The organism is Streptomyces sp. 6-11-2 (genome assembly GCF_006540305.1).
Taxonomy (GTDB): domain Bacteria; phylum Actinomycetota; class Actinomycetes; order Streptomycetales; family Streptomycetaceae; genus Streptomyces.
The window spans coordinates 3695888-3709127 of record NZ_BJOR01000001.1 but is presented as its reverse complement, the minus strand read 5'-3'; the positions used below and the strand labels follow the sequence as shown (position 1 = coordinate 3709127).

Here is a 13240-nt window from a genome sequence, read left to right as displayed (position 1 = left end):
AGCGGCGCGGGGTTGGCCGAATTATCGACGTGCGAGGAAAGGGCGCAGGTCAGCGGGTGTTCGCCGGGAGACGGAAGGGGGCGCAATACGGACGTATGCGGCTCGTACTCCGATCGGGGGGCGCTCTGTGCGGAACCTGCCCCTTCTGAATTGACTCCCTCTCAACTATGTTCGTGTGTCGACGGGGTGTGGGGGATGTGATCCGAGCGAGCCCGCCGAGTACCACCGGCTCTCGGGGGCGGGCCCGATCGTGCGTGATCCCGTTCCGCGCACTCCGGAATCAGGGACGGGGAGAGTCTCCGGGGGGAGACGTCATTACCGGGGGATCACATATGCACATTCAGGGCACTCATTGGTCCACCGCGTCCGCCGTGGCACCCGGTGGCGGGGCGATGGGCGCTGCGGCGGGCAACGCGCACGGGGACGAGCCCCGGACGGGCCGGACGGCGCCGCTGCGCGTGGACGCACAGCGCAACCTCGAGCACGTGCTGCGGGCGGCCCGCGAGGTCTTCGGCGAACTGGGGTACGGCGCGCCGATGGAGGACGTGGCGCGGCGCGCCCGGGTCGGCGTCGGCACGGTGTACCGGCGTTTCCCGAGCAAGGACGTCCTGGTGCGGCGGATAGCCGAGGAGGAGACCTCCCGGCTGGCCGACCAGGCACGGGCCGCGCTCGGCCAGGAGGACGAGCCGTGGTCGGCGCTCTCCCGCTTCCTGCGGACGTCGGTGGCCTCCGGCGCCGGGCGGCTGCTGCCGCCGCAGGTGCTGCGGGTCTCGGTCACCGAGGACCGGGCCGACCCCCGGGTGCCGCAGCAGCGCGCCCAGCCGGGCTCCGGGGAGCTCAGGCTCGTCGCCGACGGGGCGGCGTCCAAGTCCGGCGCGGTGGAGGACGACGCGGGGGCGGCGGCGCTGCTGGAGGTCGTGGGCCGGCTCGTGGAACGGGCGCGCGCGGCGGGCGAACTGCGGCCGGACGTGTCGGTGTCGGACGTGCTGCTGGTCATCGCGACGGCGGCGCCCTCGCTGCCGGACGCGGCGCAGCAGGCGGCTGCTTCGGCCCGGCTGCTTGACATCCTGCTGGAGGGGTTGCGCTCGCGGCCCGCGTGAGCCGTGTCCCTCGCGTGAGACGTGTCCGGCGGGCCGTCCTCTTACGGGTGAGGACGGTACCCGGCTACGACCGGGCCCCACGGACGGGTGGAGGATCCCTGCCGCTGGGGCCCGGCGGTGGCCGGTGTGGCAGTCTGGCCCGGTGATCGGGACGGTCTGGCCGGCTACGGGGGCGTTTGCGCGATGAGCGTTGACGGGCGTGATGACGGCGTCGGTGACGGCGGATCGCGGACGGCCGGGCCGGATTCTCCGCAGGTGCCGGCCCAGGGCGGACCGTCCGGGGTTCCGCGCGGCACCGGTCGGGCCGAGGGAGGCCCCCGGGCACGGGGCGGCGTACCGGTCCAGGGCGGCTCCCCGGCACATGGCGGCGTACCGGCGCAGCGCGAGCGGCTCGAGGCGAGCGAGCAGCCGTCCGCGGCGGAGCCTGCGCTCTCGGCGGACCTGCCGCCGTCGGACGCCGAGCTGATCGGGCGGGTGCGCGCGGGCGACGACAGCGCGTACGAGGAGCTGTACCGGCGCCACGCCGACGCCGTACGCCGGTACGCGCGCACGTGCTGCCGGGACTCCCACACCGCCGACGACCTGACCGCCGAGGTGTTCGCCCGGGTGCTCCAGGCGGTGCGCGGCGGCTCCGGCCCCGAGCACGCCGTACGCGCCTATCTGCTCACCACCGTCCGGCGGGTCGCCGCGCGGTGGACCAGCACCGCCCGGCGCGAGCAACTGGTCGACGACTTCGCCGTGTTCGCCGCGCAGGCGGGGCGGGCCGCGGAGCCGGCGGAGGACGCCGCGTCCACCGGCTCCTTCGGAGCGGGCCTGGACCCCGGCGCCGACGTGCGCGCGATGCACCGGGCCGAGCAGTCGATGGCCATGCGGGCCTTCCGCTCGCTGCCCGAGCGGTGGCAGGCCGTGCTGTGGCACACGGAGGTCGAGGACGAGTCGCCGAGCGCGGTCGCCACGCTCTTCGGGCTGGACGCCAACGGCACGCGGGTGCTGGCCAGCCGGGCCCGGGAGGGTCTGCGGCAGGCCTACCTCCAGGCCCATGTCAGTGCCGCCCTCACCGCCGACGAGGAGTGCGCTCGGTACGCCGACCAACTCGGCGGCTACGCCCGCGGCAAGCTGCGCACCCGTGCCGAGCGGGGGCTGCGCAAGCACCTGGAGGAGTGCGCCAAGTGCCGGCTGGCGGCCGCGCAGATCGCGGAGGTCGCCGGTGGCATCCCCGCCGTGGTCCCGGTCGCCGTCATCGGCTGGTTCGGCGCCGCCGGGTACGCCAAGGCGCTGGGCATCGTCGCCGGCGGCGCGGGCGCGGCGGGCGCGGCAGGGGCCGCGAGTACCGCGTCCGGGGGTGCCTCCGGTGGCGGCGGCGCGGCGGCCTCGGAGGGGCTGGGCGCGCCGATCAAGGCGGGGATCGCGGCCGGTGTGGTCGCCGTGGCCGCCGCGGCGGTCGCGCTCGCGCTGGTCGGCGGGGAGGCCCCGGCCGGGAAGCCGGAGGCGCGGCCCGCCGCGTCCGTCCCGGTCGTCGAGCCCCAGCCGCCGACACCGGCGCCCCCTCCTGCGCCCGCACCCGCACCGACGCCGGAGCCGCCGGGGCCGGCACCGAAGCCGAAGCCCGAGCCGCCGAGGCCCGCACCGAAGCCGAAGCCCGAGCCGCCGAGGCCCGCACCGAAGCCGGCACCGGGCGCCGAGCCTCCGGTGCCTCCCGCCGCGGCGACGCCGCCCCCCGCCGCCGTCCCCACACCGGCACCCGAGCCGTCACCGTCGCCGACGCCCGCCCCGACCAAGGAGCCCGCGCCCACCGCCACGCCGACTCCCCCGCCCGCGCCGGTGGTCTACCCGTGGAACGAGCTGAAGTACGACATCACCGGAGACGGCACCCGCCCCGAGATGCGGCTCGGCGCGAGCAGTTGGGTGTGGCAGCGCCACAGCCTGTCGATCGCCGGCAAGCGGTACGCGCACGGGGTGACCGTGCACGGCGAGTCCTCCGTCACCATCGACCTCAACCGGGAGTGCTCCGCCTACGACGCCGTGGTCGGTGTCGACGATCTGACGGCCGGGCTCGGCCGGGTCTCCTTCTCGGTGTACGCCGACGGCGTCCGCGTGTGGAACTCGGGGACGATCGCGGGCGGCGACCCGGCTGTCCCCGTCCATGTGAGCCTCGCCGGCCACCGGACCGTACGGCTGGTCGTCGAGCCGCACAGCGCCTTCGACACCGTGGCCCTCGCGGACTGGGCCGAGTCCGGGTTCACCTGCCGCTAGGGCTCGGCCGGCCGCCGGAGGCCAGCGCGCCCCGCTGCGGGGCGATGCCCGCAGGTACCGCGCGGGCACGCGCGGGTGTGCCGGTCCAGCAGGTGCCGCGGCGGGACAGCAGGCGCCGCAGCCACAGCTCCAGGGACACCAGCTCCGCCAGGCCGTCCAGCGGCAGCGGCTCGCCCTGCGCCGCCGCACGCAGGGCCTTGCGGACCACACGGGCCTCCACCAGTCCGGCCTCGGCGAGCAGGGGGGTGGCGAACAGGTCCACCAGGTCGTTCACGGCCACGCGCAGGCCGGTGCGGGACGCCGCCGCGGCCGAGGCGTGCGAGGGGGCGCCCCAGCCGGGTGGCAGGTCGCCCACCCCGGCGCCCTGGAGGACCGTGCGCAGGATCACCGCACGGGCGCCCGGCTGCACCCGCAGGGCCTCCGGCAGGGCCCGGCAGGCACGGACGACCTGGTTGTCCAGGAAGGGTGTGTGCAGCCGTTGGGAGCGGACCTCGGCCGCCTGCTCCAGCACCCGCAGGTCCGCCGCCTGCCGGGCGAGGGCGGCACGCGCGCGGTAGTCGCCCGGCCGCTGCCCGGGCCCCACCCCCGAGCGGATCGTCACCCCTTGCAGGCGAACCGATACTTCAGCCAGTGCCTCTCCGGTCAGCCATCGGGCCGCCGGCCCGGGTCTCGCCCAGGTGAGTGCGGCCAGTGACGCCCCGACGGTGCCCCCGGGCTCGTCGAAGCGGCGGTGCATCAGCCGTTCGGCGAGCAGGTCGAGTCCCGCGCGGTAGGGCGTCCGCGCCAGCCGCCGCGCCGCGCCGTACACGCGCGCGGGCACCATGACCGATCCGTCTGCCTTGGCGAGCGCGGCGACGGGCCGGACCAGGTGGCGGCGCTTGCGATCCATCAGCAGGTCGGCCAGGCGCGCCGGGTGGGCGTCCAGGACCTGCCGGGCGCCGTGGCCGGTGAAGTGGTCCGCGCTGCCCGCGGCGAGCCGTGCGCGGTGCCGTGCCGCCGCGATCAGGGACGGGCCGGGTTCGTCGGTGAGGGGGCCGTCCAGCTCGGCGTAGGGCAGCACGTCCTCGCCGCCGGTCACCACCACGTGGTGCAGGCGGGGGTTGGCCGCGAGCGTCCCGGCGCGTTCCAGTTCGGCCTCGCGCCCGTCGGCCGTCAGGTCGTTGAAGGTGACCGCGAGCAGGCGCTCCCCCGCTCCCGTGCCGTGGCCCAGGAGGGTGCCCGGCCGGCCCGGAAGCCCGGCGGCCAGCAGCGCGAGCGTGCCCGAGGCCGGTCCGCCGGACAGGTCGGCCCCGATGCCCGGCACCGGCATCCCGCGGGCCGCGCGACGCTCGGCGGGGCCCATGCCGGGCACCGGGCCGGGGTCGATGTCGGGCACGTGCCGGGGCGCGGACAGCCGGGCGCGGACGGCTTCCACCAGCGCGTCGCGCACCGCGTCGACCGCGCTGTCCGGGTCGGCCGGCGGTGCGGCCACCGCGAGCGAGGCGACCGGCTCGTACCCGGCGACCTCACGCGCCCCCGCCCGCAGGATCAGCGCGTGCCCCGGCGGGATGCGCCGTACGCCCTCGTAGGGCGTGGAGTCGTCCAGCGCGGCCGGTACGTCGGGGGCGGCCAGCAGGGCGGCCAGGTGCCCGAAGTCGAGGTTGGCCTCGATGAGGTCGGCCAGCGGCAGCGCGGCCGTCGCGTACGCCGTGCCGCCGGCCCACGGGGTGTGGAACACCGGGCGGGCTCCGGCGAGATCGCCGCAGACGGTGATGCGGCGGCCCACCTGCACGACAGCGGTGTAGCTTCCCGGCCAGGCCGTCAGATGCCTGAGCGCGCCCCCGCGCGCGGCGAACAGGCCGACCCGCAGCTGTTCGTCGGAGGCCCCGCAGATGCCGAGCACCGCGATCCTGGTCCGGGCGTCGGCCTGCACCACGCGGACCTCGTCCGGGCGCCAGTCGCCGACCGCCCACAGCGGGTCGGGGTCGCCCCACAGGAGCTGGGAGCCCACCGGGTGCAGGGTCTGGCCGTCCTGTCCGGTGGCACCGGCGGAGCCGAGTCCGGTGACGCCCGCGGCGGTGCTGCTCCATCCCACCAACCACCGCATCGAAGCCTCCACCGCCTGTGGGCACCCAGTGCACCGCAACGAACCGGGTCACCATGCTGCCACGAAGGAGGCGCGCCGGAGGGGAGGCGGAGCCGCCTTCGGTGCACCGCACACGCCCCCGTGCGCCTGCCGCGGTGGTGGCGAACGCCCGTACCGCGCAAGGCTTCCGCGACTCGAATGCGCCCCCTGATGCGCTCCCCGCAACACCCTTCGCGCCCTCAAGTACCGTGGTGGGAGCCGTAGTCGGCACTGGGAAGCGGGATCGATTTTCGGCCAATTCCGCGCCATGGGGACACGTGTGCGCACGCTCCGTACTCGCTCTGCGCGCCGCGCAGACAACACGCGGTCCGGGAGGCGGAGTTCGCCCCCCGGACCGTTCCGCCACCCGCGGGGATGAAGGCGGCGGTGTCCCCCAGCCCACTGGATCCAGTACAGCGGGCCGACCCACGCGGGACCATGGAACCGCTCCCCCGGTGGCCGGAGAAGAGCGCACGGACGGGCGCACGGCCACACATCGGGGGCACGCCGCAACCCTGCGTGCAGGGACCGCACTTCCGTGCGGGCCACAATCCCGCCATCCGGAAGAATGCCCCTTAACGCTTGGGATGCGGCGAACTACGCTGGGTTTACGAATGCCGCGTGGTTATGCCAGCGCGGCAGCCGTCTGTGTCGAGGGGTGGCGCATGTCCAGGGAGCAACGCGGGCCGAACGAAAAGCTCGGCGCCGTTCTCGCCCTCGCGGGAATCAGCAACGCAGGACTCGCGCGGCGCGTCAACGACCTCGGCGCCCAGCGCGGGTTGACACTTCGCTACGACAAGACCTCGGTGGCGCGCTGGGTTTCGAAGGGGATGGTGCCGCAGGGTGCGGCACCGCACCTCATCGCCGCCGCCATCGGGCAGAAGCTCGGCCGCCCGGTGCCGCTCCACGAGATCGGCCTGGCGGACGCGGATCCCGCACCCGAGGTGGGCCTCGCCTTCCCCAGGGACGTGGGCCAGGCGGTGAAGTCGGCGACGGAGCTGTACCGGCTCGACCTCGCCGGCCGCCGGGCCGGCTCCGGCGGCATCTGGCAGTCGCTCGCCGGATCGTTCGCAGTGAGCGCATACGCAACGCCCGCCTCGCGCTGGCTGATAACCCCGGCCGACAGTTCGGTGGCGCGCGAGGCGGGCCCTGCGGAGGCCTCCGGCGCACCGATCAAAGTCGGCCACAGCGATGTGCGGAAGCTGCGGGAGGCCGCCGAGGACGCCAGGCGCTGGGACTCCAAGTACGGAGGCGGCGACTGGCGTTCGTCGATGGTGCCGGAGTGCTTACGTGTGGAGGCGGCGCCGCTGCTGCTCGCCTCGTACTCCGACGAGGTCGGCAGGGCGCTGTTCGGCGCCTCGGCCGAACTGACCCGGCTCGCGGGCTGGATGGCCTTCGACACCGGCCAGCAGGAGGCCGCACAGCGCTACTACATCCAGGCGCTGCGCCTGGCCCGTGCCGCCGCCGACGTGCCCCTCGGGGGCTACGTCCTGGCCTCCATGTCCCTCCAGGCGACCTACCGCGGCTTCGGCGACGAGGGCGTCGACCTCGCGCAGGCCGCCCTGGAGCGCAACCGGGGCCTGGCCACGGCCCGCACCATGAGCTTCTTCCGGCTCGTCGAGGCACGCGCCCACGCGCGCGCGGGCGACGCCCAGGCGGCCGGCGCCGCCCTGAAGGCGGCCGAGGGCTGGCTGGAGCGGTCCCGCGACGGGGACAACGACCCGTCCTGGCTCGGCTTCTACGGCTACGACCGGTTCGCCGCCGACGCCGCCGAGTGCTACCGGGACCTGAAGGCACCCCGCCAGGTCCGCCGCTTCACCGAGCAGGCGCTGTCCAAGCCGACGGAGGAGTTCGTCCGCTCGCACGGCCTCAGACTGGTCGTCTCGGCCGTCGCCGAACTGGAGTCCGGCAATCTGGACGCGGCCTGCGAGCAGGGCGTGCGGGCCGTGGAGGTCGCCGGGCGGATCTCCTCCGCGCGCACCACGGAGTACGTCAAGGACCTCCTGCACCGGCTCGAGCCCTACCGCGACGAGCCGCGCGTGGTCGAGCTGCGCGAGCGGGCCCGCCCGCTGCTGATGGCCCCGGCCTGAACCCCGCCCGGCCGGGCACCCCGGCCGCGCGGTCCCGCCGGTTCGAGGGCATTGTCAGTGGCGCAGTGCACTATCGAGGCGGGAGGTGGAGCAGGTGCGGCCGGACATCGCTTACGACTGCGACGTGCTGGTGATCGGAGGTGGCATCGTCGGCCTGTCGACGGCGTACGCGATCACGCGCGCCGCGCCGGGCACGCGCGTGACCGTGCTGGAGAAGGAGCAGGGCCCGGCCCGGCACCAGACGGGACGCAACAGCGGGGTGATCCACAGCGGGATCTACTACCGGCCGGGCTCGCTGAAGGCGCGGTACGCGGCGGGGGGCGCCGCCGAGATGGTCAAGTTCTGCGCGGAGTACGGCATCGCGCACGAGGTGACCGGCAAGCTGATCGTGGCGACCGGGCGGGAGGAGCTGCCCCGGCTGCACGCACTGGTGCAGCGCGGCCGGGAGAACGGCATTCCGGTGCGCGAGCTGGGCCCCGCGCAGATCGAGGAGTACGAGCCGGAGATCCGCGGACTGGCCGCGATCCACGTGGGGACGACGGGGATCTGCGACTTCACGGCGGTGGCCCGGCAGCTGGCGGAGGCGTCCGGCGCGGAGATCCGGTACGGGGCCCGGGTGGTGCGGGTGGACCGGCGCCCGGAGCTGGGGGCGGCCGTCCTGACGGAGCGCGGTGACGTCGTCCGCGCGCGCGTGCTGGTCAACTGCGCGGGGCTGTACTGCGACGAGGTGGCGCGGCTGACCGGGGACGAGCCCGGGGTGCGGATCGTGCCGTTCCGCGGGGAGTACTACGAGCTGGCGCGGCCGGAGCTGGTGCGGGGACTGGTGTATCCGGTGCCCGACCCGGCGTTCCCCTTCCTCGGCGTGCATCTCACCCGCGGGGTCGACGGCGGTGTGCACATCGGGCCCAACGCGGTGCCGGCGCTGGCCCGCGAGGGCTACGGATGGGGGGTCGTACGGCCGCGGGAGCTGGCGGGGACGTTGGGCTGGCCCGGGTCGTGGCGGATCGCCCGCCGGCACTGGCGGTACGGGGCCGGGGAGCTGCGGCGGTCGGTGTCGAAGGGCGCCTTCACGCAGGCGGTGCGCCGGCTGATGCCGGGGGTGCGGGAGGAGGACCTGGTGCCGGCCGCCGCCGGGGTGCGGGCGCAGGCCGTCCTGCGGGACGGCACGCTGGTGGACGACTTCCTGATCCGGGAGGGCGCCCGGACGGTGCACGTGCTCAACGCGCCCAGTCCCGCGGCGACCGCCTCGCTGCCGATCGGGCGCGAGGTGGCGAGGAGGGCCCTGGCCGTCCTGGCGTCGGCATGAAGGGCGCGCCGGGTCCCGTCGGCCTTGAGGGCCGGTTCGTGCCGGCCCCACGTAAAATCGTTCCCACTGTGACTGACTCGCTGAACACCCCCCAGGCTCCCGCCCCCGGTGAGCTGCCCCGGCACACGCCCGGCGTGTCCGTGCGGCACACCCGGGCCAAGGGGGAGCCGCGTTTCCCCGACGGGCCCAAGGCCGATCCGGCCGGCTCGCACTTCGAGCGGCGGATCCGCAGCTTCCAGCCGCGCCGGAGCCGGGTGACCGCGGGACAGGCGGACGCGTTGCAGCGGCTGTGGCCGGCCTGGGGGCTGGACATCGACGGGCAGCGGGTGATCGACCTCGCCGAGCTGTTCGGGAACACGCGCCCGGTCGTGCTGGAGATCGGCTTCGGGATGGGCGAGGCCACCGCCCGGATGGCGGCCGAGGACCCGGACACCAACATCCTCGCCGTCGACGTGCACACCCCGGGCCAGGGCAACCTGCTGAGCCTCGCCGACCGGCACGGACTCGGCAACGTCCGCGTCGGCAACGGCGACGCCATCATCCTGCTGCGCGAGATGCTCGCCCCCGACAGCCTCGACGGGCTGCGCGTCTACTTCCCCGACCCCTGGCCGAAGAAGCGGCACCACAAGCGGCGGCTGATCCAGCCGGAGTTCCTGACGCTGGCCGCCGCCCGGCTCAGGCCCGGAGCGGTCGTGCACTGCGCGACGGACTGGGAGCCGTACGCGCAGCAGATGCTCGACGTGCTGACGGCACACCCGGACTTCGAGAACACCCAGGCCGACGGCGGTTTCGCGCCACGTCCCGGCTTCCGGCCGCTGACCCGTTTCGAGGGCCAGGGACTGGAGAAGGGTCATGTGGTGAACGATCTGCTCTTCCGCCGCGTGCCCAGGTGACCTCGTGAGGGCCGATGCCGTGGTCACCTGCCCCCCGTACCCGACACCTCCCGGCGCTCCCGGCGGCATGTCCCGCCACGCGCACTGGTGGCAGCGGCGATGGGTCAGGTACGGCGCCCTCGTCACCCTGCTCGCCCTCTCCGGGCTGGTCATCCTCGCCCTCGTGCGCCGGCAGACCGGCACCGAGGGGTTCCTCGTCGGGCTCGGGCTCGCGGTGCTGCCCGTACCGCTGCTGACGGCCGCCTTCCGCTGGCTGGACCGGGTCGAGCCCGGCCCCTGGCGGAACCTGGTGTTCGCCTTCGCCTGGGGTGCCTGCGCGGCGGCCCTGATCGCGATCGTCGCCAACAGCTTCGCCACCCACTGGATCGCCACGGCGACCGCCGATCCCGCGGGCGCGGACACCCTGGGCGCGACCGTGATAGCGCCGGTCGTGGAGGAGTCCGCGAAGGCCGCCGCCGTCCTGCTGGTCTTCCTCTTCCGCAGACGCGACTTCACCGGCATCGTCGACGGGGTCGTCATCGCCGGGGTGACCGCGACCGGCTTCGCGTTCACCGAGAACATCCTCTACCTCGGCAACGCCTTCGGCACCGACCAGCTCACCGGTGACCGGGGCATCGCCTCCGTCACCGCGGCGACCTTCTTCGTCCGCGTCATCATGTCGCCGTTCGCGCACCCGATGTTCACCGTGCTCACCGGCATCGGCTTCGGTATCGCCGCGATGTCCGGGAACCGCCGCCTGCGCCGCCTGCTCCCGCCGCCGGCCGGGCTGCTGCTCGCGATGGGCATGCACGCCCTGTGGAACGGCTCGGCGACCTTCGGCGAGTACGGCTTCTTCGCGGTGTACGCCGCCTTCATGGTGCCCGCGTTCGGGCTGCTGACCTGGCTGGTCGTCTGGACCCGGCAGCGCGAGCTGAGGACCGTGCGCGAGGAGCTGCCCGCGTACACCGCCGCCGGATGGCTCACCCCGGCCGAACCGTTCGCCCTGGCCTCCATGCGGGCGCGCAGACGGGCCCGCGACCACGCCCGGCGCCACCTCGGCAGGACGGCGGCGCGCACGGTCGCCCAGTACGAGGCGTACGCGACCTCGCTGGCGTTCCTCCGGCACCGCGGGCGTCTGGGGCGGACCGGCGCCGGCTTCGCCGTACGGGAGCGGGAGCTGCTGCACGAGCTGTGGCGCAGGCGGGAGGTGGCGCAACCCGCTCTGGACCACGCGGCCAGGATGACAACGCCCATGGCCGCGCCGGCCTGGCCGGGCCACGGGGTGTACGGGGTGCACCCGCAGCCGCTGGGGTACGGGTCGTACGGACCGGCGGCGCCGTATCCCTCGTACAACCCGTACCGGACCCAGCCGTAGCGGCCCGGGGGAAGGGCGTTACGCCGACGCCCGCGTCAGCTTCCCGAGCTCCTCCTCCGTCAGCCGCAGCTCCGCGACCCCGAGCAGTGCCGGGAGCTGCTCCACCGTCCGCGCCGAGGCGATCGGGGCGGTCACCGTCGGCTGCGCGGCGAGCCACGCCAGGGCCACCGTGGCGACCTCGGCGTCATGGGCGCGGGCGACCTCGTCCAGGGCCGTGAGGACCTTCTGGCCGCGCTCGGTCTCGAGGTGCTTGGCCGCGCCCTGCGCCCGCGCGCTGTCCACCGTCGCACCGGGCCGGTACTTGCCGGTCAGGAAGCCGGAGGCGAGCGCGTAGTACGGAACGGCGGCCAGGCCGGACCGCTCGGCGACGTTCTCCAGCCCGCCCTCGTAGGTGTCGCGCGAGACGAGGTTGTAGTGCGGCTGGAGCGCCACGTAGCGGGCCAGGCCCTCGCGGTCGGAGAAGTCCAGGGACTCCCGGAGTCGCTCGGCGGAGATGTTGGAGGCGGCGATGTGCCGCACCTTGCCCGCCCTGACCAGCTCGTCGAGCACGCCGATGATCTCCTCGACGGGGACTTCCGGCTGGTCGAAGTGCGTGTAGTACAGGTCGATGTGGTCCGTGCCCAGGCGCTTGAGGGAGGCGTCGGCCGCGGCCTTGATGTTGGCGGCGCTCAGACCCCGGTGGTCGGGGTGCTGGCTGACCTTGGTGGCGATGACGACATCGGAGCGGTTGCCGCGCTCCTTGATCCACTTGCCGATGATCGTCTCGGACTCGCCGCCCTGGTTGCCCTCCACCCACGCGGAGTAGGAGTCGGCGGTGTCGACGAAGTTGCCTCCGGCGGCCGTGTAGGCGTCGAGGACGGCGAAGGACTGCTCCTGGTCGGCGGTCCAGCCGAAGACGTTGCCGCCGAGGGCGAGCGGGAAGACCTCGAGGTCGGACGAACCCAGTTTGCGTAGAGAAGTCATGTCCAACATCAACAACCGCGCCGGAGCGGCCCATTCCGGACCGGGCCGCATCCGGCCGCAAAGGTTGCGCAAACCGGCCTCACAGGCTCGTCAAGGGTGAGACCGGTCCATGTTCGTCAGGGGTTGATGCCCTTGCCGCGCAGCCACGCCATCGGGTCGACTCCGGTGGACTCGCCGCCCGGGTGGACCTCCAGGTGGAGGTGGGGCCCGGTGACGTTGCCGGTGGCGCCCACGCGGCCGATCACGTCGCCCGTGCTGACCTTCTGGCCGACGCTGACGCTGATCGACGACTGGTGGCAGTACCACAGCTCGGTGCCGTCCTCGAGAGTGAGGATCGTGCGGTAGCCGTAGGAGCCGGCCCAGCCGGCCTCGGTGATGGTGCCGGTGTGGATCGCCTTGAGCAGGGTGCCCGTGGGCGCGGCGAAGTCGAGGCCGGTGTGGTAGCCGGAGGACCACATGGAACCGGCCTGGCCGAAGGTGGAGGTGAGCGTGTACGAGGAGGTGGGCAGCGCGTACTGCTTGGCCAGCTCGGCCAGCCGGGCCTCCTCGGCCTTCCGCGCGGCCTCCTCGGCCTTCCGCTTGGCCTCCTCCTCCGCCTTCTTCTTCTCGGCGGCGGCCTTGGCCTCGGCCGTCTCCCGCGCCTTCGCCGCCTCCTGGGCGGCCTTCTTGGCGACGGCGGCCTCGGCATCAGCCTGGGCCTTGGCCTCGATCTGGACCTGCTGCTGCTCGGCCTGCGCCATGATCCGGTTGCGCAGCACCTCGCCGGCGTCCGAGGTGCCCTCCTCGGCCTCGGCGGCGGTCACGCCGACGCCGCTGAGCGCCGTCGCCGAGCCCACGGGGGCGGCGTTGGAGGAGTCGTCGAACAGGGAGCCCACGGAGGGCAGGTCGGGCAGCGAGATGGACACCGGCGGCTTGCCGCTGTTGGCGCTCGCCATGCCGCCCGCGCCGACGGCGGCGATGACGCCGACACCGAGAACGGTGGAGCTGCGGGCGAGTCCGCCGCCGCGCTGCTTGGCGACACGGTGCCGGCCGCGCACGGGACGGATGGACTCCGCGGTGGGGTTCCACTCCTCCCAGGGCCCCTCGTCGGCGCGGCGGCTGTCGTAACCGAAGGTCTCTCCGTGCTGCCGGCTCGGCGCGAACGGGGCTTCCGGGGCAGGCGGGTTGGACGCCACGA

General features: G+C 74.5%; 9 protein-coding genes. 6 read left to right on the top strand and 3 right to left on the bottom strand.

The window, feature by feature from the left end; translation table 11 throughout:
* The first annotated feature begins 332 nt into the window (after nt 1–332).
* Both TNCT6_RS16090 and TNCT6_RS16085 read left to right on the top strand, forming a co-directional pair.
* On the top strand, nt 333–1100 hold the full coding sequence (locus TNCT6_RS16090) for a TetR/AcrR family transcriptional regulator (protein WP_141360019.1): 768 nt from the start codon (nt 333–335) through the stop codon (nt 1098–1100).
* A 183-nt stretch (nt 1101–1283) separates the two neighbouring features.
* Nucleotides 1284–3353, top strand: coding sequence for a sigma-70 family RNA polymerase sigma factor (locus TNCT6_RS16085; protein ID WP_141360018.1), 2070 nt, complete (start codon nt 1284–1286; stop codon nt 3351–3353).
* Here the strand turns inward: TNCT6_RS16085 and TNCT6_RS16080 are convergent.
* Nucleotides 3340–5439, bottom strand: a complete 2100-nt coding sequence (locus TNCT6_RS16080; protein ID WP_141360017.1) for an asparagine synthase-related protein — start codon at nt 5437–5439, stop codon at nt 3340–3342. The two genes, TNCT6_RS16085 and TNCT6_RS16080, sit on opposite strands and share 14 nt — an antisense overlap.
* 683 nt (nt 5440–6122) lie before the next feature.
* Here TNCT6_RS16080 and TNCT6_RS16075 point away from each other — a divergent pair.
* The 4 genes from TNCT6_RS16075 to TNCT6_RS16060 all read left to right on the top strand — a co-directional run bounded on the left by TNCT6_RS16075 (nt 6123) and on the right by TNCT6_RS16060 (nt 11100).
* Entirely contained in the window at nt 6123–7547 is a 1425-nt protein-coding gene (locus TNCT6_RS16075; protein ID WP_141360016.1) for an MFS transporter, read from the top strand.
* A gap of 85 nt (nt 7548–7632) precedes the next feature.
* Nucleotides 7633–8853, top strand: coding sequence for an L-2-hydroxyglutarate oxidase (lhgO, locus tag TNCT6_RS16070; protein WP_141360015.1), 1221 nt, complete (start codon nt 7633–7635; stop codon nt 8851–8853).
* Nucleotides 8854–8921: 68 nt separating this feature from the next.
* Entirely contained in the window at nt 8922–9746 is an 825-nt protein-coding gene (gene trmB, locus TNCT6_RS16065; protein WP_141360014.1) for a tRNA (guanosine(46)-N7)-methyltransferase TrmB, read from the top strand.
* A gap of 19 nt (nt 9747–9765) precedes the next feature.
* Nucleotides 9766–11100: a PrsW family intramembrane metalloprotease gene (locus TNCT6_RS16060; protein ID WP_141366485.1), complete on the top strand. Its 1335-nt coding sequence runs from the start codon at nt 9766–9768 to the stop codon at nt 11098–11100.
* 18 nt (nt 11101–11118) lie between these two features.
* Here TNCT6_RS16060 and TNCT6_RS16055 read toward each other — a convergent pair whose 3' ends face one another.
* The gene (locus tag TNCT6_RS16055) at nt 11119–12063 is read right to left on the bottom strand and encodes an aldo/keto reductase (RefSeq protein ID WP_141360013.1); all 945 of its coding nucleotides are present in this window, start codon (nt 12061–12063) and stop codon (nt 11119–11121) included.
* A gap of 116 nt (nt 12064–12179) precedes the next feature.
* Nucleotides 12180–13238 (bottom strand): M23 family metallopeptidase, encoded by a 1059-nt coding sequence (locus TNCT6_RS16050; RefSeq protein ID WP_141360012.1) that lies wholly within the window; start codon nt 13236–13238, stop codon nt 12180–12182.
* Nucleotides 13239–13240: the final 2 nt, after the last annotated feature.

Excerpts from the sequence above, each read along its gene's own strand:
- TNCT6_RS16090 (WP_141360019.1), top strand. The coding sequence starts at position 333 with ATGCACATTCAGGGCACTCATTGGTCCACCGCGTCCGCCGTGGCACCC.
- TNCT6_RS16085 (WP_141360018.1), top strand. The coding sequence starts at position 1,284 with ATGAGCGTTGACGGGCGTGATGACGGCGTCGGTGACGGCGGATCGCGG.
- TNCT6_RS16080 (WP_141360017.1), bottom strand. The coding sequence starts at position 5,439 with ATGCGGTGGTTGGTGGGATGGAGCAGCACCGCCGCGGGCGTCACCGGA.
- TNCT6_RS16075 (WP_141360016.1), top strand. The coding sequence starts at position 6,123 with ATGTCCAGGGAGCAACGCGGGCCGAACGAAAAGCTCGGCGCCGTTCTC.
- TNCT6_RS16055 (WP_141360013.1), bottom strand. The coding sequence starts at position 12,063 with ATGACTTCTCTACGCAAACTGGGTTCGTCCGACCTCGAGGTCTTCCCG.